The 21007-nt window shown below is 63.1% G+C and carries 18 protein-coding genes; 13 read left to right on the top strand and 5 right to left on the bottom strand.

Translation table 11 applies throughout. The features are described 5' to 3' along the window. Positions 1-205: 205 nt before the first annotated feature. A complete protein-coding gene (locus PQR54_RS06890; RefSeq protein ID WP_408244649.1) occupies positions 206-829 on the top strand; it encodes a cytochrome P460 family protein in 624 nt (207 codons plus the stop codon). Between the two features lie 168 nt (positions 830-997). On the opposite strand, the gene PQR54_RS06895 is transcribed toward PQR54_RS06890, so the two are convergent. Beyond that, positions 998-1912 carry a glutaminase gene (locus PQR54_RS06895; RefSeq protein WP_408244650.1) on the bottom strand — a complete coding sequence of 305 codons (915 nt, stop codon included), beginning with the start codon at positions 1910-1912 and terminating at the stop codon, positions 998-1000. A 170-nt stretch (positions 1913-2082) separates the two neighbouring features. Here PQR54_RS06895 and PQR54_RS06900 point away from each other — a divergent pair, with 170 nt between their 5' ends. Continuing rightward, positions 2083-2832 (top strand): AraC family transcriptional regulator, encoded by a 750-nt coding sequence (locus tag PQR54_RS06900; protein WP_408244651.1) that lies wholly within the window; start codon positions 2083-2085, stop codon positions 2830-2832. 37 nt (positions 2833-2869) lie between these two features. Here the strand turns inward: PQR54_RS06900 and PQR54_RS06905 are convergent, their stop codons facing one another. Next, positions 2870-4447: a DHA2 family efflux MFS transporter permease subunit gene (locus PQR54_RS06905; protein WP_408244652.1), complete on the bottom strand. Its 1578-nt coding sequence runs from the start codon at positions 4445-4447 to the stop codon at positions 2870-2872. 281 nt (positions 4448-4728) lie between these two features. Between PQR54_RS06905 and PQR54_RS06910 the strand changes: the two genes are divergently transcribed. The 3 genes from PQR54_RS06910 to PQR54_RS06920 all read left to right on the top strand — a co-directional run bounded on the left by PQR54_RS06910 (position 4729) and on the right by PQR54_RS06920 (position 7701). After that, a complete protein-coding gene (locus tag PQR54_RS06910) occupies positions 4729-5388 on the top strand; it encodes an alpha/beta hydrolase (RefSeq protein WP_408244653.1) in 660 nt (219 codons plus the stop codon). Positions 5389-5578: 190 nt separating this feature from the next. Then, positions 5579-6631: a rod shape-determining protein gene (locus tag PQR54_RS06915; RefSeq protein WP_408244654.1), complete on the top strand. Its 1053-nt coding sequence runs from the start codon at positions 5579-5581 to the stop codon at positions 6629-6631. A 281-nt stretch (positions 6632-6912) separates the two neighbouring features. After that, positions 6913-7701, top strand: coding sequence for an alpha/beta fold hydrolase (locus PQR54_RS06920; protein WP_408244655.1), 789 nt, complete (start codon positions 6913-6915; stop codon positions 7699-7701). Between the two features lie 218 nt (positions 7702-7919). Here PQR54_RS06920 and PQR54_RS06925 read toward each other — a convergent pair whose 3' ends face one another. After that, positions 7920-8321 carry a hypothetical protein gene (locus PQR54_RS06925; protein ID WP_012427389.1) on the bottom strand — a complete coding sequence of 134 codons (402 nt, stop codon included), beginning with the start codon at positions 8319-8321 and terminating at the stop codon, positions 7920-7922. A 410-nt stretch (positions 8322-8731) separates the two neighbouring features. Here PQR54_RS06925 and gltA point away from each other — a divergent pair, with 410 nt between their 5' ends. The 5 genes from gltA (at position 8732) to PQR54_RS06950 (ending at position 15604) form a co-directional block, all read left to right on the top strand. Further along, the gene (gene gltA / locus PQR54_RS06930) at positions 8732-10030 is read left to right on the top strand and encodes a citrate synthase (protein ID WP_408244656.1); all 1299 of its coding nucleotides are present in this window, start codon (positions 8732-8734) and stop codon (positions 10028-10030) included. A 225-nt stretch (positions 10031-10255) separates the two neighbouring features. Then, positions 10256-12529: an amylo-alpha-1,6-glucosidase gene (locus tag PQR54_RS06935; protein ID WP_408244657.1), complete on the top strand. Its 2274-nt coding sequence runs from the start codon at positions 10256-10258 to the stop codon at positions 12527-12529. A gap of 107 nt (positions 12530-12636) precedes the next feature. After that, positions 12637-13491 carry a MurR/RpiR family transcriptional regulator gene (locus PQR54_RS06940; RefSeq protein WP_408244658.1) on the top strand — a complete coding sequence of 285 codons (855 nt, stop codon included), beginning with the start codon at positions 12637-12639 and terminating at the stop codon, positions 13489-13491. Positions 13492-13688: 197 nt separating this feature from the next. Continuing rightward, positions 13689-15017: an aspartate aminotransferase family protein gene (locus PQR54_RS06945; RefSeq protein WP_408244659.1), complete on the top strand. Its 1329-nt coding sequence runs from the start codon at positions 13689-13691 to the stop codon at positions 15015-15017. Positions 15018-15049: 32 nt separating this feature from the next. Further along, complete coding sequence (locus tag PQR54_RS06950; protein ID WP_408244660.1) at positions 15050-15604, top strand: carboxymuconolactone decarboxylase family protein; 555 nt, start codon at positions 15050-15052, stop codon at positions 15602-15604. 259 nt (positions 15605-15863) lie between these two features. On the opposite strand, the gene PQR54_RS06955 is transcribed toward PQR54_RS06950, so the two are convergent. Further along, on the bottom strand, positions 15864-16172 hold the full coding sequence (locus tag PQR54_RS06955) for a DUF4148 domain-containing protein (protein WP_408244661.1): 309 nt from the start codon (positions 16170-16172) through the stop codon (positions 15864-15866). Positions 16173-16521: 349 nt separating this feature from the next. On the opposite strand from PQR54_RS06955, the gene PQR54_RS06960 reads away from it, so the two are divergent. After that, positions 16522-16947, top strand: a complete 426-nt coding sequence (locus PQR54_RS06960; RefSeq protein ID WP_012427331.1) for an OsmC family protein — start codon at positions 16522-16524, stop codon at positions 16945-16947. 191 nt (positions 16948-17138) lie between these two features. Here PQR54_RS06960 and PQR54_RS06965 read toward each other — a convergent pair whose 3' ends face one another. After that, the gene (locus PQR54_RS06965; protein ID WP_408244662.1) at positions 17139-18251 is read right to left on the bottom strand and encodes a patatin-like phospholipase family protein; all 1113 of its coding nucleotides are present in this window, start codon (positions 18249-18251) and stop codon (positions 17139-17141) included. A 190-nt stretch (positions 18252-18441) separates the two neighbouring features. On the opposite strand from PQR54_RS06965, the gene PQR54_RS06970 reads away from it, so the two are divergent. After that, the gene (locus tag PQR54_RS06970; RefSeq protein ID WP_408244663.1) at positions 18442-19080 is read left to right on the top strand and encodes a TetR/AcrR family transcriptional regulator; all 639 of its coding nucleotides are present in this window, start codon (positions 18442-18444) and stop codon (positions 19078-19080) included. A gap of 31 nt (positions 19081-19111) precedes the next feature. Then, complete coding sequence (locus PQR54_RS06975) at positions 19112-20692, top strand: MFS transporter (RefSeq protein ID WP_408244664.1); 1581 nt, start codon at positions 19112-19114, stop codon at positions 20690-20692. The last annotated feature ends 315 nt before the right edge of the window (positions 20693-21007 follow it).

Consider the following 21007-nt stretch of genomic DNA (forward strand, 5'->3'; position numbering starts at 1 on the left):
TCGTGCGCAAGCGGGCAGTGTTCGTGCAAACATGAAAGAACGTCGCGCGAAAAAAGCGCAGCATTTCTTTGCGCGACGCTCGCCTGTAATGGATGGATGGAATAGGTCTTTGACGGGCTACTCGGAAAAATGACGGCATGATTTTCCGGCGCAATCTACGCATCCAGGAAACTCGCGATGTCGCAAGCTCGTACAGCGTCAGGGTGTGACGCAACTGACAAACAGAAAAATCGTCAAACTATTTAAAATTGATTGTGTACGCGCGCATCAATTTTGGAGAATCGTGATGAACGGAAAGGTGTTTTTCCTCGCCTCAATGTCGACTGTTCTCTGTGCAGCAATGGCTCTATCAGTTACAGCTGAGGAAACTACGGAACCGATTTCCAGCACGCAAGCCTCCCCGGTGTTCGGCGTGACTCTTCCACCAGGATACCGAGAGTGGCAGTTCATCAGCGTTGCTCATGAAGCCGGAAACAATAACGACATTCGCGGGATTCTGGGTAACAGCATTGCGATGAAAGCGCTAAGGGAAGGAACGCTGCCCTTTCCGGACGGATCGATCATTGTGCGGCTCGCGTATGAGTATGTGCCGTCTGCTGAGAACAATGCTATTTTTGGTCGGGAGCAGTCGTTTATTGCGGGAGCACCAACTAATGTTCAGGTTGAAGTCAAGGACTCCAGGCGCTACGCCAGCACGGGTGGATGGGGATATGGCCAGTTTGAAAACGGTAAGGCTAATCCGAGTCTAAAAATAATTAATAGCTGCTTTGCCTGCCACGCAAAATTACCGGCGGCTGCGGATATGATTTTCACCAAATATTCCCCGTAGTGTTGTGGTTGAAACTGCACGGCTTGCGTAGCAGTTCCTTTATTTGGGGGCAGCGACACCATGGCGGGATGCGCGGGGAAGTGGCACCGGCGCGCTAAGCGACGGTTCGCTGGACCGGCCGGAACGGCTAGGAAGGTCTCGGACAAAGGTCTTGCCCGCCCATCACCCTCAAAAAATCGACTGCCCCGTATAAGTCGTCAACCACTCTAGCGCCAGCACCCCCGCCGCCGAGTTGCCATTGCTATCCAGCGCCGGCGACCACACGCACGCCGCCATCTCGCCCGGCAGCACGGCGACGATCCCGCCACCCACGCCGCTTTTCGCCGGCAAGCCGACCCGGTAGACGAAATCGCCCGCCGCGTCGTAGGTGCCGCACGTCAGCATCAGCGCGGAAAGGCGTTTGGCCGAACTCGTGTCGAGAATCCGTTCGCCGGTGGCCGGCGCCACGCCGTGATTGGTCAGGAATAGCGCCGCCTTCGCCAGCTCGACGCAACTCATCGAGATCGCGCATTGACGGCAATAAGCATCGACCACCACTTCCGGCGGCATCTCCATGTTGCCGAAGCTCGCCATGAAGTGCGCCATCGCGCGGTTGCGGTGGGCGTGCTGCAGTTCCGACTGAGCGACGCGCGAATCGTAGTCGATGCCCGTTTCGCCCGTCAGCCGTCGCATGAATTCGACTAGCGCGGTCTCGGCCTGCACGAAGCGGCGGCACAGCACATCGGTGACGACCAGCGCGCCGGCGTTGATGAACGGATTGCGCGGCTTGCCGCGCTCGCTTTCAAGCTGGACGAGCGAATTGAACGCCGTGCCCGACGGCTCCCGGCCGACGCGTTCCCACAGTGCGTCGCCGAGCAACTGGAACGCGAGCGTGCAGGCGAACAGTTTGGAAATGCTCTGAATGGAAAAGCGCGTGTCGGCGTCGCCGGTGCGAAAGACCTCGCCGGATGCCGTGACAATCGCCATGCCGAAACTGTCGGCGGGCACCGTGGCGAGTTCGGGAATGTAATCGGCCACCTTGCCGGTGCCCAGATAAGGCTGCAGATCGCCGCGGATCTGTTCGAGGATGGATGCGTAGTTCATTGGGCTCGGACCGTTGGAGCCGCAATTCTACTGGCAAGCCGGAGCGAATTGCTGGTGCGGCACATTGCCGTGCGCCGCAATCTGGCACGAGCGACGTTCGGCGAGCGCCTCGACCGGCTATGCTAATCTTGCTGCCTTTCCGGCAACAACCGGGCAAAACGGACTCCCCGATGGAGACTTTTGATCCAGACGGCGTCGAACAACCGGTCTTCGTGACCGGCGAGCGGTACGAGACGCTGGACGAACCGTTGGCCGCCTATCGTCGCGCACGGCTGATCCACGTGAGCGCCGGGGTGCTGATCGTGCGCACCGAAACCGAGCGCTGGGTGGTGCCGCCGGGTCACGCGGTCTGGATGCCCGCGGGTCTGCTGCACCGCTTGTCCGCCGCCAGTCCCGTCGAATTTCATTCGCTCCATGTCGCGCCGGACGCCGCGCCGCTTCCGCCGCACAGCGGCGCCGTGGTGCCCGACGCGCTGGTGGCGGCGTTGCTGATCGCCGCGGCCGAACTGCCGCACGACCACCCGTTCGATGAACCGGCCGCCCGTCTCGTGCAAGTGTTGCTGGACCGGCTGCCGGGTCTGCGCACTGCGCCGCTAGGCTTGAACTGGCCGCGCGATCCACGCGCCCAGCGGATCGCCGACGCGCTGAGCGCCAATCCGGCCGACGCCGCGGTGCTCGAAGAGCTGGCCGCGGCCGCCGGCGTAACGGCGCGCACGGCGGCGCGCCTGTTCGTCAAGGAAACGGGGCAAACCTTCGGGCAGTGGCGCCAGCAACTTCGCCTGCTGGTCGCATTGGAACACCTCGGCGGCGGCGCAAGCGTCACGCAGGTGGCGCTCGAAGTGGGCTACAGCGACGTGTCGTCGTTCATTGCGGTGTTCCGGGACGCGTTCGGCGACACACCCGCGCGTTATTTCCGCTAACGCATCGCCATAGCCCACCTTGCGGTCACCGTCGCGCTCAATGCGCGCCGGCCGCATCCGGACCACCACCGCCCTTGGACGGCCGCGTAATCCAGATCAGCGGAATGATCAGAATGAAGATGACCGCCGAGACGAAGAAGATATCGTTCAGGCCCATCATGGCCGCCTGCGTGTTCACGGTGAAATCGAACAACGCATGGGCCGATTGCGGATTCAGATGCAGCAGCGACTGGCTCGAGTCGATCTGCTGATTGAACGTCGGGTTGTTGATGGAGGCCTGCTCGGTGAGCCGCGCGTGGTGCAGCACGGTGCGGTTGTTCCATTCGTTGCCGGCGATCGAAGTGCCCACCGCGCCGCAAAACACACGGGCGAAATTCGACAGACCCGCCGCCGCGGGAATCTTGCCCGGCGGCTGGCCGGACAGGATGATCGCGGTCAGCGGCACGAAGAACAGCGCCATCGGAATGCCTTGCAGCAGCGTCGGTATCACCAGATGCCACGTGTCGATCTCGATCACGTACTTCGAGCGCATGTAGAACACGATCGCGAAGCCGACGAACGCCATCGTGGCGATCACGCGCGCGTCCGAGCGTGGCAGCACGCGGCCCATCACCGGCGCGAGGATCACCGCGAATATGCCGAGCGGGGCGGTCACGAGACCGGCGTCGACGGAGCGGTAATTCAGATACTCCTGCATCCATTGCGGCAGCAGCACGAGATTGCCGAAGAACACGCCATACGCGACCGAAATCGCAATCGTGCCGCCGAGAAAATTGCGCTGTTGAAACAGCCGCAAATCGACGATCGGATTTTCTTCGGTCAATTCCCACACGAGGAAGAACGCGAAGCTGATGAGCGCGGTGATGCCGAGAATCACGATCACCGGCGACGAGAACCAGTCGAGATCCTTGCCCTTGTCCAGCATGATCTGCAGCGAGGCGACCCACGTGATCAGCAGACCGAGCCCGACCACGTCGATGGGCGGCTTGCGGGTCGGCGATTCGCGGGTCCGATAGATCATCCACGTGACGCCGGCCGCGAAAATGCCGACCGGAATGTTGATGTAGAAGATCCATGACCAGCTGTAACTATCCGTGATCCAGCCGCCGAGCGCCGGGCCCGCAATCGGGCCGACGGTCGCGGTCATCGCCCATAAGGAAAGCGCGGTCGAGGATTTCTCCTTCGGATACGAGCCGAGCAGAATGGCTTGCGACAGCGGAATCAGCGGGCCGGCCACGGCGCCCTGGAAGACCCGCGCGAGCAGCAGAATCGGCAGCGTCGGCGCAATGCCGCACAACCACGATGCCAGCACGAACATCAGGATCGCGCCGACGAACAGCTTCACCTGGCCGATGCGTTGCGTGAGCCAACCGGTGAGCGGGATCGACACGGCATTGGCCGCGGCGAACACGGTGATGACCCACGTGCCTTCATCGACCGAGACGCCGAGGTTGCCCGAAATGGTCGGAATCGCAACGTTCGCGATCGACGTGTCCAGCACATTCATGAAGGTGGCGAGCGCGACGGCAATCGTGGCCAGCACCAGTTGGCCGCCCTTCAGCGGCGGCGGTGGTGCGGGCGGCGCCGCGGCGGGCGAGGGAGTGGGTTGGCTCAAGCGGTTCTCCGGATCGGTGTGCCGCGGACTGGCTGCGTTGAGGTTTTGTTTCATGCCCGCGCGATGCGCCAGGCCGCAGGTCCGCTGAATGCTCGCAAAAGCATACCTGTATTCGCGTTTGGACGTCGTCGGCGCGCGCAAAGGCGGCGGCGAAAACAAATCCGGCAGCGTATGCTCGCGGCTGAGGCTGCACGCATCGCCACGGCGCGATCCATTGCCGCGCGTCGTGCAGCGCGGGTGCGGGACGACCATTCACGAATCGACAGAGAAAAGGAACCAATATGGCCTGGGAGCAATTCGAACACGGCTGGCGGCGCGCGCCGGTGAGCGCGCCTGCCAAAGGGCTGGTGGTGCTGATGCACGGCGTCGGCAGCAATGCGCGCGACCTGATGCCGCTGGCGGACATCTGGAGCGAGAGCCTGCCCGATGTGGCCTTCACCTCGCTCGACGGCACCGACGCCTTCGACGGCGGCTTCGGCGGACGCCAGTGGTTCAGCCTGCGCGACGTCAACGAAGGCAACCGTGAGGCCCGCGTCGCCGCGGCTTATCCGGCGTTGCGACGCACGCTCGAAACCGAACTGGCGCACTGGCAGGTGTCGTTCGGGCGCCTCGCGCTGGTCGGATTCTCGCAAGGCTCGATCATGGCGATGCACCACGTGGCGACCAGCGCGGAAGGCGCGGCCGGTGTGGTCGCATATTCGGGGCGGCTCGCCTCGGTGATCGTCGCGCAAAACGGCACGGCGCTCACGCTGATCCACGGCGAGGACGACGAAGTGATCCCGGTGCAGGAACTCGAATCCGCCGCCGACGCCTTAAGCGGCGCCGGCTATACCGTCGACGCCTATGCGCTGCCCGGCATTGGCCACACGATCAACGCCGACGGTGTCGCGCTCGGCCAGGAGGCGCTGGAACACGCGCTGGGCGCTTTGTCGCGCGGCTGACACGCTCCGCTCGAAAAGCGGCGCTAAAGATTCTGATCTGCTTGCCGTTAACTGCTCATAAGCATGAAAATCACCCCCGCCGCGCGGACCGCGGAACGCCCGACAGGGCGGCCCAAGCGGCTCGGGTGACCGGGGGCGCATTTTCCAGACTGCCCGGTACGGGCGGATAACGACACATCAGAGCCTTCCTATGGCCAGACCGACGCCGCATTACCCGCTTTTCGATCGCTTGTTCCGTCAATCCGTGACGGTGGACCTCGGCACGGCCAACACCCTGATCTATACCGACGACGGCGGCATCGTGCTGAATCAGCCGTCCGTCGTGTGCTTCCAGAAAGACACCGCCGACCGGCCGAAACGCGTCGCCGCGGTCGGCACCCAGGCGCGCCAGATGCTGGGCCGCGCGCCGATCAACCTCGAAGCGGTGCGGCCGATGCGCCACGGCGTGATCGCCAACTTCTCCGCCGCCGAACACATGATCAAGCAATTCGTCGAGATGGCGCGCCCTCGGCCGCTGTTCAGCCGCCGCGCGGCGTTCACCTTGTGCGTGCCGGCCGGCGCGACCCAGGTCGAACGCCGCGCGATCAAGGAAGCGGCCGTGGCGGCCGGCGCTTGGAAGGTGAGCCTGATCGGCGAATCGCTGGCGTCGGCGGTCGGCGCCGGTTTGCCGGTGTCGGAGGCGACCGGTTCGATGGTGGTCGATATCGGCGGCGGCACGACGGAAGTCGGCGTGATCGCGCTCGGCGGCATGGCGTATAGCGGCTCGATCCGCGTGGGCGGCGACAGTTTCGACATGGCGATCGTGAGCTACGTGCGCAATCTGTACGGCGTGCTGCTCGGCGAACAGACCGCTGAGCACGTCAAGAAAAGCATCGGCTCGGCCATGCGCGACGTGCCGCGCGAGCATATGAACGCGACCGGCCGCAGCGTCGACGACGGCCTGCCGCGCACGGTTCAGCTGAGCAACCACGATATCGCCGATGCGATCGAGGGACCGCTGCGTCAGATGATCGGCGCGGTCAAACGCGGCCTCGAAGAAGCGCCGGCCGAACTGGTGACCGACATCGCCAACAACGGCATTGTGCTGACGGGCGGTGGTGCGCTGCTCGGCAACCTGAGCCGCCGCCTGACGGACGAAATCGGCCTCGACGTGCGCGTCGCCGATGAACCGCTGACCTGCGCGGTGCGCGGCGCGGGCACGGCGGCCGCCGCCGGTCTGCTGGACGAATTCGCTTACGAATGATTTTGCGCGCGGCGCTTGCCGCGTTGCTGCCGCGCTGCTGCTATCGACATGCTCGCGTCCGGCCACTGAAGCAGGCTGCCACGCCGATCGACCGGCTATGTGACAATACGCATCACGTCCCAGATGCAGGGACGTTTACGCGTTTTCCTTTTCCCCATTCCATGTCGAGCCGACAGCGCTGCACTCAGGCGTTGCCGCGCTACCCGTAACTACTCGTGAATCCATCTGCGCGCGCTTCGTCTTCTTCGGCATCTTTCATCGAATTGCGAAGCGGTTTGCGCATGCCTTACGTTGAAGCCGGCGAGGGTGAATTGCTGCTGTTCGTGCATGGCTCGTTGTGCGACTACCGCTACTGGCAACCACAACTGGCGGGCCTATCGAAGCACTATCGTTGTGTCGCGGTGAGTCTCACGCACTACTGGCCGGCGGCCGATACCGAGCCCGGCCTGCCGTTCAGCTGGAGCGAGCACGCGAACGAAGTGGCGGAATTCATCGAGCGGTTCGGCGTTGGGCCGGCGCACGTGGTCGGACATTCGCGCGGCGGTTGCGTGGCGTTTCATTGCACGCGGCGTCATCCTCAACACGTGCGGACGTTGACGCTCGCCGACCCGGGTGGTCCGTTGCAGATTGCCGGACGCCCGCCCGCGAGTTTGCCGGAGACGGTCAATGCGTTGCGCGCGAAAGCGGCGCAACTGATCGAAAGCGGTGAAGTGGAGGCCGGCCTGCAACTGTTCGTCGACTCGGTTAGCCGGCCCGGATTCTGGGCAATGAGCACGCCGGGTTTTCGCAGGATGGCGACCGACAATGCACACACGCTCGCGCGTCAATTCCGCGATCCGTTGCCCGCCTATGTTCCCGAGCAAGCCGCCGAGGTGCGTTGCCCGGTTCTGCTGATCGACGGAGAAAAGAGTCCCGACATGTTTCGCCGTACCGCGGCCGCGCTGCAAAACTGGCTGCCGGATGCGCGCCGCGAAACGGTGCGTGGCGCATCGCACGGAATGAACCTCGCGCATCCGTCGGCGTTCAATCGCTATGTCGACGAATTCATTCGCTCAGTGAGCGGGCAATGAGCAGGCAATGAGCAGGCAATGAGCAGGCAATGAGCGGGCAATGAGCGCAATGAGCGCAATGAGCGCAATGAGCGCAATGAGCGCAATGAGCGCAATGAGCGCAATGAGCGCGTAATAAACGTGCAATCAATGCACGCCAGCACCGCGCCGGGTGGCTCGCGCTCGCGGCGATGATCCGCAAGCTGGCTCGATCCCGGCAACACTTCAAACGCTCGACCTCATGCCTTGCGATGCGCGTCTTTATCGAGCGCGCGTTCCGCCGCTTCGCCAACGAGGCCGTGATAGTACAGATGCACGCCGATCGCGAGCGAGTCGTTGCGAATTTCGTGGAACGCTTTCCACGCTTTCACGGGGTCTTTGAACAGCAGATAGTGCGCTTCCTGCGCGATCAGATCGGCGACTTCATGCAGGCCGTGACCATGCAGCACATCCACGAGCGCATCGAGGCTGCGATGCGTGCGCGCGTCGGTACGCGGGTAGAGCATATGCAACACCGCCACGTCCTGCGTCTTCAGCGCTGCCGAGAGCGCGACGACGATGTCCTGGTGATTCAGCGCGGTGACGATGTTCTCGTCGGTGTGGACGTGATCCGGAAACAGCGTTTCGAGCGAGGCGTTCATGTGGTCCTTCCTGTTCTTCTGGCTGATTAAAAAAGCCCGCCGCAGAACGGCGGGCCAAACACAGCGATGTGTTCGCAGGGGAAGCAAAACACGAATGCAGTATCGCAGATGGACCGTTGCCTTCGCAGCCTGACTGCCGCAAAACATTGTTGCAGTAAGTGCTCAGCTTTCATTTTGCTGGCAGTTTGCGCAGGCGGGCGGGCGGCTGATTTTCCCGCGACGCCGAGCCTTGTAGGAGGAAATACCGTTAATGAATGTTGCGCCAGCCGAGATGCATTGTTGCGGTCAATCGTCGCAATGGGAGGGCCGCGGGACTTTAAAATGCCGAGCGGAGCCTGAGCATGCCAACGCGCTTATGACGATCGAGCATGCCGGCACGTGTGCGATGTGAAAGTAAAAGGAACGTGTAGATGAACTCGAAGACACACGCAACGCTGAGCTTTTCCGACAGCGACCAGACTATTGATTTGCCGATTTATCAGGGCACGCTCGGACCGGATGTGATCGACATCCGCAAGCTATATGGCCAGACCGGCAAGTTCACGTACGACCCGGGCTTCATGTCGACGGCGGCATGCAACTCCGAAATTACCTATATCGACGGCGACAAAGGCGAGCTGCTGTACCGCGGTTATCCGATCGACAATCTGGCGCAGAACGCCGACTTCCTCGAAACCTGCTACCTGCTGCTGAAGGGCGAATTGCCGAACGCGCAGCAGAAGGAAGAGTTCGTCAAGACCGTCACGCAGCATACGATGGTGCACGACCAGATGCACTTCTTCTTCCGCGGCTTCCGTCGCGACGCGCACCCGATGGCGATTCTGGTCGCCGCGGTCGGCGCATTGTCGGCGTTCTATCACGACTCGCTCGACATCAGCAATCCGCTGCACCGCGATATCTCCGCGATCCGCATGATCGCGAAGCTGCCCACGCTGGTGGCGATGGCTTACAAATACACCGTGGGTCAGCCGTTCGTTTATCCGAAGAACGACCTGTCGTACAGCGCGAATTTCATGCGCATGATGTTCTCGAACCCGGCGGAAGAGTACAAGGTCAACGACGTGCTGGTGCGCGCGCTGGACCGTATCCTGATCCTGCATGCGGACCACGAACAGAATGCATCGACCTCGACCGTGCGTCTCGCCGGTTCGTCGGGCGCGAATCCGTTCGCGTGTATCGCAGCCGGTATCGCATGTTTGTGGGGCCCGGCGCATGGCGGCGCGAATGAAGCCGCGCTGAACATGCTGGAAGAAATCGGCTCGGTGGACAACATCCCCGAATTCATCGCGAAGGTGAAGGACAAGGATTCCGGCGTGAAGCTGATGGGCTTCGGTCACCGCGTCTACAAAAACTACGATCCGCGCGCGAAGCTGATGCGCGAGACCTGCCACGAAGTGCTGGAAGAGTTGGGCCTGCACGACGATCCGCTGTTCAAGCTCGCCATGGCGCTCGAAAAGATCGCGCTGGAAGACGAATACTTCGTGTCGCGCAAGCTGTACCCGAACGTCGACTTCTATTCGGGTATCGTGCAGCGCGCGCTCGGTATTCCGACTGCCATGTTCACGTGTATCTTCGCAATGGCGCGCACGGTCGGCTGGATTGCGCAGTGGAACGAAATGATCGCCGATCCGGAACAGAAGATCGGCCGTCCGCGTCAGCTGTTCGTCGGCGAATCGCAACGCGAAGCCACGCCGCTGGCCAAGCGCTAAAGCGTCGAGGCGCTCACCGCCTCACGCCCGCGCGGCGCTCTCACGAGGAGCGCCGCGCCCTTCCTCTGCACGTCCTGTGCCACTGAAAAAAAACCGAAACTCCTCTGTGATAAGTTCGTCTGACGCGGACAGACCCTCTACAATCGGAAGCGACTCAGGTAGCAACCGGATATAGACCGAACGCAACAGCGTGAACGCAACAGCGAACCCATAGGAGTGACCCTGATGCAGCAGCCAGAAGCCCTCGGCGGCCTTTCGGGCGGAATCGATCACCGCGAACCCGAGCCGGACGGCGTATTCATCCCGACAGAAAACCTCAATGTGGCGAGCGCCACTCAGCACGTGCTGAAGTCGGGCGACACCTTCATCGTCAACGATCCGCTTGGCGATATCACCGGTCACGACGACGGCCTGTTCGTCAACGACACCCGTGTTCTCTCGCAACTGCGCCTCACTTTCGGCGGACGTGCGCCGTCGCTGTTGTCGGGCAGTGTCAGCAGCGACAACACTTCATTCACCGCGCATCTGACCAATCGTCCGTTGCCGCCGCTCGGCGGCGACAGCACGCCTGAAGGCGTGATCCACGTCGAGCGCGTGCGGGTGCTGTCGGGCACCGTGCTCAACGAAGCCATCGAACTCACCAACTACGGCACGAGCGACGCCATCGTGCCGCTGTCCATCTCGTTCGCCAGCGACTTCCGCGACATGTTCGAAGTGCGTGGCCTGAAGCGCGAAAAGCAGGGCCGTGTCGAACCGGCGCGCGTCGAGAATCGGGAAGTGCTGCTCGGCTATGTGGGCCTGGATGACGTGGCGCGCAATGTGCAGATCGCTTTCTCGCCCGAACCGGACAAACTGTTCGCTGACCGCGCCGACTACACCGTCAAGCTGCCGGCTCAGGCGTGCGTGTCGATTTATCTGTCGGTGTCGGTGCAGGTCGTCGCGCAATCGAACAAGCTCAGCGCCGACGTCTCGCAGCCCACGCTTGCATTGAGCGAAGCGCACCTTTCGCAGATCGGCGCCGAGCGTCCGCGTGTCGGCCGCGCGGCCGTCCGCGCCGCGCTCGTCGACGCCCACCTCGTGATGCGCGAGCGCCGTCGCGTTACCGCGCGCGTGCGTTCGAGCAATCCGCTTTTCAATGCGTGGATCGACCGCTCGCTCGCCGACCTTGGTCTGCTGACCACGGACCTCGTGACCGGCCCGTATCCGTACGCCGGCATTCCGTGGTTCTCCACGCCGTTCGGCCGCGACGCCGTCATCACATCGCTTCAAACGCTATGGCTGCAGCCGCAATTGGCCGCGGGCGTATTGCGCTTTCTCGCCGAGCATCAGGCGCGCGAGAACTCGCCGTTTCGCGATGCCGCGCCCGGCAAGATCATGCACGAGATGCGCAAGGGCGAAATGGCCGCCACCGGCGAAGTGCCGTTCGCGCTGTACTACGGCGGCGTCGACACCACGCCGTTGTTCATCGTGCTGGCCGGGGCCTATGCGGCCCGCACAGCCGACCACGCATTGATCGACGAATTGTGGCCGGCGCTGGAGCGCGCGGCGCAGTGGGTCGCGGGCGTGTGCGACAAGAATCGCTACGGCCTGCTGGACTATCAGCGCGAGTCCGATGGCGGTCTCGCGAATCAAGGCTGGAAGGACAGCCACGACTCCGTCTTTCACGCCGACGGCCGCTTCCCCGACGGCCCGATTGCGCTCGTCGAAGTGCAAGCCTATGCGAGCGCCGCCTTCGACACCATGGCGCACTTCGCGAAGCTGCGCGGCCTGCATGACGCAGCGGCGCAATACAGCGAGCGCGCGAAGAAAATCCGCGAGTGCGTCGAAGAAAAGTACTGGATGAAAGAGGCCGGCTTCTATGGCATCGCGCTCGACGGACACGGCGAACTGTGCCGCGTGATGGCCTCGAACGCGGGACACCTGCTGGCCTTCGGTCTGCCTTCGCGCGAGCGTGGCGAATCGGTGGTGCGCGCGCTCGACTCCACGCTGTTCCACACCGGCTGGGGCGTGCGCACGCTGGCCGCGAGCCAGTCGCGTTTCAACCCCATGGCGTATCACAACGGCTCAGTCTGGCCGCACGACAACGCGCTCTGCGCGCGCGGCCTGTCGCGCTATGGCGGCAAGGCGGCGGCGGTGCGTCTGTTGCAGGCGCTGTTCCAGGCGGCGGTCAACTTCGACATGCGCTTGCCTGAACTCTTCTGCGGCTTCCCACGGCGGCGCGGCGAGCCGCCCACCGCGTATCCGGTCGCCTGTCTGCCGCAAGCATGGGCGGCAGGCTCGCCGTTCATGATGCTCGAAGCATGTCTGGGCATCACGATCGACGCCGAGCGGCGCGAAGTGCTGATCGAGCAGCCGATGCTGCCCGAAGGCATCGACTGGCTCGAAGTGGGTGATCTGCGGGTTGGGGATGCCTCGGTGTCGATCACGTTCCGACGCATCGGCGATAAGGTCGTGGCCTCGGCGGAGCAGGGCGACGTGCGGGTGATCGCGCTTCTTTAAACAGGCGCTGAAAGCGCGCCGAGCCTGCCGGAACTGCTGTTGGATGCGAGGTGCCGGGTGGTAACATTTGTTGTCATCCTTATCGACCGTTCGCCCGGTACCTCCGCATGCCAGACAGTTTCGACCAGCTCGCCGCCCTGATCCGGGCGCGCTTTTCCGAACTGAGTCCGCAGTTCCAGATGGGAGCGGGTTTCCTGCTCGATCATCCCGACGAGGTCGCGGTCTCGTCCATGCGCAAAGTGGCGGAAAGGGCGCAGGTGCAACCGGCTTCGCTGGTGCGCCTGTCGCAGCAACTCGGTTTCCCCGGCTGGAACGAATTGCGTAACCTGTTCGTGGCGCGCGTGCGCACGCGGCCCGAGCCGCTCACGAGCCGCGCCCGTTCGCTCGTCAAATCGAAAGACGCGCTGGCGAACGACCTGCTGGTCGCGCAGCAGCACAATCTCGAGGTCACCGCCGCGCATAACGGCCGCGTGATCGTGGAAGCCGCGCGTTTGTTGCGGCGCGCGCCGCATGTGCATGTGGCCGGCTTTCGCTCCTGTTACGCGGTGGCGTTCGGTCTCGTGTACGGTTACCGGCTGTTCCGTTCGTCGGTGTCCTTGCTCAACGGCGAGGCCGGCACGCTGGAAATGCAATTGCGCACCATCGAGCGTGACAGCGCGACCATCGTGATCAGTTTCGCGCCGTATTCGGTGGAGGCCGCGCGCGTGGCCGAAGCCGCGCTGGAAAAGGGCAGCAAGCTGATTGCCATCACCGACAGCGCCGTCTCGCCGATCGCCTTGAACGCCGACAAGGTGCTGATCTTCTCGCACGAGAGTCCTTCCTTCTTTCCGTCGCTGGTGGCGGCTACGGCGCTGGCCGAGTCGCTGGTCGCGCATCTGCTCGCGCTGGAAGGCGCGGGTGCGGTCGAACAGCTCGCCATCGCGGAGCAGTCGCTGCATGCGAAGGGCGCATACGTGCCTTGAACATTCCTGTCTGATTGGCCGAGGTCTTGTGTGAAAGCAGGACCGCTCGATCTGGATCGGCGTTACATCGTTTGACAACAAATGTTGTTTTAACGTATAAATACGTACCGATTGTTGAGGTAGTGCGAGCGGTGGCGTCGAAGCATGAACGAGCCGGCGCTTGAGCGCTTGCCGCCATCACAGGAAACCGAAACACCATGTCCACCGTTTTTCATCGATCGCCCAAACAGGCGCTGCCGGTTGCCGTCGCGGGCGACGGCATCGAGATCATCGATTCCACCGGCAAGCGCTATATCGACGCGTCCGGCGGCGCCGCCGTCTCGTGTCTCGGTCACAGCAACCAGCGCGTGATTGACGCGATCAAACGGCAAGCGCAGCAGTTGCCGTATGCGCACACGTCGTTTTTCACCACCGCGCCTGCCGAAGAACTCGCCGACCGGCTGGTCGCGAGCGCGCCGCAGGGGCTCGAACACGTGTATTTCGTGTCGGGCGGTTCGGAGGCAATCGAGGCTGCGCTGAAACTCGCGCGCCAGTATTTCGTGGAGAAGGGCGAGCCGCAGCGCCGCCATTTCATCGCGCGTCGGCAGAGTTATCACGGCAACACGCTCGGCGCTCTGGCGATCGGCGGCAATGCATGGCGCCGCGAGCCGTTCCTGCCGATTCTGATCGAAGCGCATCACGTGAGTCCGTGTTACGCGTATCGCGAGCAGCGCGCCGACGAAACCGAAGAGACTTTCGCGCAGCGTCTCGCCGATGAACTCGAACAAAAGATTCTCGAACTCGGCGCGGATACGGTCGCGGCCTTCGTCGCGGAAACGGTGGTCGGCGCGACGGCCGGCGCCGTGCCGCCGGTGCGCGAGTACTTCCGCAAGATTCGCGCGGTGTGCGATCGCTACGGCGTGCTGCTGATTCTCGACGAGATCATGTCGGGCATGGGCCGCACCGGCTACCTGTACGCCTGCGAGGAAGACGGCGTGGCGCCGGACATCCTGACCATCGCCAAAGGGCTCGGCGCGGGGTATCAGCCGATCGGCGCGACGCTCGTGAGCGACCGGATCTATCAGGCGATCGTCGGCGGCTCGGGGTTCTTTCAGCATGGCCATACCTATATCGGCCACGCCACCGCTTGCGCTGCGGCGCTCGAAGTGCAGCGCGTGATCGAGGAAGACAAACTTCTGCCCAACGTGCTGGCGCGCGGCGAACAGTTGCGTGGCCAACTACGCGAGCATTACGCGCAGCATCCGCATATCGGCGACGTGCGCGGCCGGGGGCTGTTCGTCGGCGTCGAGCTGGTCAAGGACCGTGCGAGCAAAGCGCCGTTCGACGCCCGGCTCAAGCTGCACGCGGCGATCCGGCGCGAGGCGTTCGCGCGTGGTTTGATGGTGTATCCGATGGGCGGCACCGTCGACGGCCAGATCGGCGATCATGTGCTGCTGGCGCCGCCGTTCATCTGCACCGGGCGCGACATCGACGAGATCGTCAGCCGGTTCGCGGATGCGGTTAGCGGCGCGCTCGCCGCCGTTTGAACATTCCGACACCATCACTCAAGAGAACGATCATGACCGAGCGTTTGCCTCACTTCGACCCGTCCGCCGCCACGCCCGAACAGAAGGCGGTGCTCGACGAAATTCTGTCCGGCCCGCGCGGCAATCTGAACGGGCCGTTTCTCGGCTGGATTCATAGTCCGGAACTGGCGCAGCAGGCGCAACGTCTGGGCGCGTTCTGCCGTTATCGGACGGGTTTGCCGCTGCGCTTGTCGGAGCTGGCGATTCTGGTGACCGCGGTGCGCTGGCAGGCGCAGGCGGAGTGGTACATCCACTATCCGATCGCGTTGCAAGCCGGTGTGTCCGAAGCGGATGCCGAGACGATTCGCCAAGGAAAGCGCCCGGATTTCGCGGACGCCGACGACGCGTTGATCCACGACTTCGCGAGCGAGCTGTACGACACCAGGCGCGTTTCGGACGCGATCTATGCGAAGGCGGTCGAACGCTTCGGGCATCAGGTGGTCATCAACCTGGTGGGTCTGCTCGGCTATTACGCGTTGGTGGCCATGACGCTGAACGTGTTCGGCATGCGCGCGCTCGGGCAGGAGAGCTTGCCGTTCGCTGAATAGGCGGGCAGTTATGGCGGCGCCGTTGTGCAAATGCGCGCGTGCTGCGAGAGGCAGCTTCGGCGTGGCCGGACTCGGCATCGAACGCCGCCTCTTGTACGACAGTCGCCCCACTTTTCCGCCGCACAGTACGCACAATGCAAAGCGCCCCGATTTACGAACTTCGCAAATCGGGGCGCTTTTTTACTGCGACTACAGCTTCACCTTCCGTCCACTACCTGCATCGATAAGAGCCACACCGCGAACCGTGCGGCTTACCGGCTTACTGACCGCGATACGTCGAGAACAGGCCCTGCTGCACCGAATCCCGCGCGCCGGCATCCGACGAAACCGCCTTGACGCCGCCGACGTCCTGCGAACCCTGCGCCACGGCGGCCACGGTCGTGGCACTTTGCGGCGCGGTCTTCGGATAGTCGGTGTCGTTCTGGTTCAGGAGGCCCGCTTTTTGCGCGGCAACCAGTTCGGCGCGCACTTGCGCGCGGCTCACCGGACCATTCGCCTGCTGGGCGAACGAAACAGCCGGGACGATCAGCGCCGAAGCGATAACGATTGCGGAAATAAGCGATTTCATGATGACCTCCAGTATTCGAGTGTTGGTGAGATCGGTTGAGTGCTGTGTGCCGATCCGTTGAGGCGAATCTATTTCTTACGAGGTCGGTGAAAAAGCCGCTTTCGAGGTAAAGATTATTACCGTTACTGAAATAGTTTCCGAGGCGGCTTCTGTTTGGCCGATTGCCGGCATCGTCACGACGCTGGCACACGGAAGCGCCTATGATGAAGTTCGGTCCACGCCCGCGCCGGCGACGCCGCGCGACACTCGCGACCGATGCCCAAACCGCAAACCACCCGGGCGGGACCATTGCGGCAGGCATCAGATTCGGTCGTGCAGCGCGCGAAGCAGGCACAAACAGGAGAGAGCGATGAAGCGCAAGGCATCAGCAGTCTGGCAAGGCGGCCTGCAAGACGGCAAGGGCTCGATTTCCACCGACAGCGGCGTCCTCAAGGAGACCCAATACTCGTTTTCGACACGCTTCGCGGACGGCATCGGCACGAATCCGGAAGAGCTGATTGCGGCTGCGCATGCGGGGTGTTTCTCGATGGCGCTGTCGGCGGAACTGGGCAAGGCCGGCATTACGCCCGAACGCATCGGCACGACGGCCACCGTCACGCTCGACAAGGACGGCGGCGGTTTCGCGATCACCGCGGTGCATCTCGACGTGGCCGTGAAAATCCCCGGCGGCGACAAAGCGGCCTTCGACAAAGCGACCGCCGACGCCAAGGCCGGTTGCCCGGTGTCGAAAGTGTTGAACGCCACGATTACGATGGACGCGAAGCTCGAAACCTGAGTTCGGGATTTTCCGTGGTGATTGACAAGCGATAAAGCCGGCGTACGGGTCAAACCCTGCGCCGGTTTTTGTTTGCCGGCCTTGGAGCGGGACGCCTATGCCGTCGCACCTTGGCCTTCTCGCAGCGCTACGAAGCAAAGCCTTGGCGCGAAGACGAGCCGCCTTCCTCCGGCTCGATCAGATAAGCCGCCTCAAACCGTTTTACCCTCGGCCTGCTGAACGGTGCGCATCGCGGCAGGCGTTCCTTTGACCCGGTTCCTCACGAGCTTGTCGAGATCGAAAGTGGAGGTCTTGCCGACGCTCGGCAGGCAATCGCGCACCCATGTGTCGGCGGCGGCGTGGCCCGCCTCGCGCAACGCGCGGAAAAATTCGATGGAGGGCGTGTTCTTCGATGCCGCGCCGATTTCGTCCATGAAGCGGTCGGCGCGAATCACGTGAAAGCGCTTGGGCAAGTACGGCTTTCCGTGGTGCTCGAGGCCAGGGTTTTCGGCGGCGAGTTCGTTGATCAACTGGATCTGACGGACTTCCGCGACCCACGACGCGCCGAAGCTGATTTCGTTGATCCGGTTGTTGATCTCGCTGGGGCGCTCGGGCGGCCCATGCTTCGTGCAGAGCGGATCGATGAGAACGCTCAGGATGTCGTCGGCCCAGTCGACGAGCGGAGCGAGTGCCGGATTGGCCAGGTAGCCGCCGTCCCAATAGAACTCGCCGTCGATTTTCACCGCCTCGAAGAGCGTGGGAAAGCAGGCGGAGGCCATCAGCGCCTTCGCTGAAATTTCGCCCGGCCCGAAGATACGCAGCGCGGTCAGGTTGACGTTGGTCGCCGCCACGTAGAGTTGGGGCACGGCGTCTTTCGGATGATTGACGACCCCGAAATCCGGTATCACCGTTTCCATGATGGAGCCGAGCGAATTGGTCAGCCACGGCATTGCGTACGGAGAACTCAACGGCTCGAGCATGCTTTGGGCGAGCACTACCGGATTGAGATCCACATTCCAGCGCTCGGGCGACTTCAGCAGATTCGTGGGGAAGTTGTAGAACGGCTGCCATTTCGACGCGGCGCCGACCAGCGTCCAGAGTTGTTCGAGCGCCCGTTTGGCATCGGTCGGACTTCTGCTCAGGCCGTACGTGCAGGCCGCGGCGTTGAGCGCTCCGCCGCTCGCGCCGCTGATCGCGAGAATCGACAGCTTTCCGCGCCCGGCTTCGTCGAGCAGGCGGTCGAGCACGCCCCACGTGAACGCCGCGTGCGCGCCGCCGCCCTGGAGGGCGAGACCGATCGTGGGAATGTCTTTCGTCGTCGCCATCCTGACCTCCGTTGTGCGGTCGCGCAGCAGTCGTCGAACTCATAGGGGAAAACGAAAGTGCCGACGCGGTTTTAACCGTTGTACTGCACCGCACGAATTTCCGCCATGGCGCGTTCTGGACGCACCTTTGCACTGCCTCCTACGGAAACTCGTCTTGCTTTCTTGAACGGTTAGTCATAATATCCGCTGCATGAAGCAATCAGGCGATTCGAAACAATCCGCGAAGAAAGCCGGCGAGGTCTGCTCGCGGGGCCGGCCGCGCGAGTTCGACACGGACACGGTATTGGCGAGCGCGAGCCAGGTGTTCTGGAACCACGGCTACCACGCCACCTCGATCGACGACCTGTGCAAAGCCACCGGTCTGCTGCGCGGCAGCCTGTACGGCGTGTTCGGCGACAAGCACGGCATCATGCTGGCCGCGCTGGATCACTACGCGGAAGGGTCGGTCGCGCGGCTCGCCGAACGGCTGAATGCACCCGTGCCGCCGGAAGAGTCGCTGCGCAACGCTTTGCTGCATTACGCGCGGGTCGCGTGCGCCCTGACCGGCGAGCGTAGCTGTTTCATCACCAACACCACGCTTGAAATGCAACCGGGCGACGAAGAACTGCGCACCCGCGTCGCCGCGATCCAGCGCCGCATGGCCACGCTGCTGGCGGCGTCGGTGATACGCGGGCAGGCGAGCGGCGCCTTCAACTCCACGCTCGACGAAAAAGCCGTCGGCGATTTTCTGCTCTGCGTCATGCAAGGTCTGCGCGTGCTGGGGCGGGTCGCCCACAAAGAAGACGCGCTGACCGGAATCGTGGACGTCGCCATGCGCGCGCTCGTCTAAATTTTTTTGCCGAATTTTTGAACGATCAGTCATGAAAAGCGAAGCGATCAAGTCCGCTCCGGCGGCATTCGTTGGACCTCAAGGCGCCGCAGCCTCAGCGGTGATCTGTCCTGGCACTGCGGCCGCGAGTCTGGCAACGGGTTCGGCAAAGGGCGTGGCAAACGGCGTGGAAACTTCGGCCGACAAGACCCAGCCGCGCTTCGAACGGCAAGGGCTTGCGCTGGCGGTGCTGTTCGTCGGCGCTTTCCTTGCGCCGCTCGACTACTTCATCGTCAATCTCGCGCTGCCCTCGATTCACACCGGCCTGAACGCCACCGACGCGCAATTGCAACTCGTCGTTTCCGCCTATGCGTCGGCGTACGCGGTGCTGCTGATCACGGGCGGGCGGCTCGGCGACCTGTTCGGCCGCCGCCGCATGTTCATGACGGGCATGGCGGCGTTCGTGGTCGCCTCGGCGCTGTGCGGCTTCGCGACCAGCGGGCACATGCTGGTGATCTCGCGGATCGTGCAGGGCATCGCCGCCGCCGTCATGGCGCCGCAAGTGCTTGCCACGATTCGCGCGGTCGTGCCGCTGCATCAGCAGACCAAGGTGATGAGCCTGTATGGTTTCGTGTTCGGCTTGTCGTCGATCGTCGGTCAGTTGGGCGGCGGCGCGCTGATCACGTATCGCCCGTTCGGGCTCGACTGGCGCATCATCTTTCTGATCAACATTCCGATCGGCATCGCCGCGTTTCTCGGCACATGGAAGTTCGTGCCGGAAAATCAGCCGGCCACGCGAACCGGCATCGACGTGAAGGGCGTGGCGCTGCTGTCCGCCGTGCTGCTGCTGGTCATCTACCCGATGACGCACGGCCGCGAAGCGGGCTGGCCGGCGTGGACCTTCGTGATGTTCGCGCTTGCCGTGCCGGCGTTCGCGCTCTTCGTGATGACCGAGCAACGCGTGGAGCGCGGCGGCGGCCATCCGCTGGTGGACCTGCAATTGTTCCGCAACCGGGCCTTCGCGCTAGGTCTCGTGCTCGCCTTCCTGTTCTACTGCAATAGCGCGTTTTTCCTCACCTACGGGATCTTCCTGCAAACCGGCTTGCACTGGACGCCGCTCGCCTCGGGCATGGCGATCATGCCGTTCGCGATCGGTTTCGTCGTCGGGCCGCTGACCTCGCCGGCGGTGGTCAAGCGCATCGGTGGCCATGTGCTTACGCTCGGTTTTTCGATGATGACGGTCGGCTTCACGGTCACGGGCTGGTCCGCCACCCAGTCGGCCACGCCGGATCTGCTTTTCTATTGCGGACTGGTGTGCGCGGGCGTCGGTCATGGCCTGCTGCTGCCGTCGATCATGCGCACCGTGTTGCTCGAGGTGGTGCCGGAGAAAGCCGGGCTTGCTTCCGGCGTGGTGTCGTCGACGCTGCAGATCGGCTCGGCATTCGGCACGGCGGCCATCAGCGGTGCGTTCTTCGGCGCGATCGGCGGCCGCGCGGCACCGGGCGACTACGCGCACGCGTTCCAGATCAGCCTCGCCATCAACGCGCTGCTGATGTTCGTATGCATCGGCTTGAGTGTGCTGCTCGTGCGGCACCAGCAACTCGCGTTGCGCCGCGCCGCGCAGCCGGTTTGAAAATCCGGCGACGGCAATCGTTTTCAACAAAGTTGCCGAAGTTATTAGGCATTTTTTTAACGAGACCGATTTCAAGCAATTCGCATTTACCGGTGAGTTCGTTATTCACAGGTAATTCTGCTATGGCGGGTCGGAATAAACCCTGAATATCTGTCTGCTGGCGCATTAGATATGACGAAACCGCGATCGCATTTTCGACTTGCGGCGCAGGCGTTCCGGAGTAACTCCTGCGATCGTGCAGTGCGGCATGAAGCGTCGGCCTGACGGCGCATTTGAGGGTTTTCCCGGTTTTTACCCTTCCACAGCCGGCGGTGG

The organism is Paraburkholderia phytofirmans (assembly GCF_046028095.1).
Taxonomy (GTDB): Bacteria; Pseudomonadota; Gammaproteobacteria; order Burkholderiales; family Burkholderiaceae; genus Paraburkholderia; species Paraburkholderia phytofirmans_A.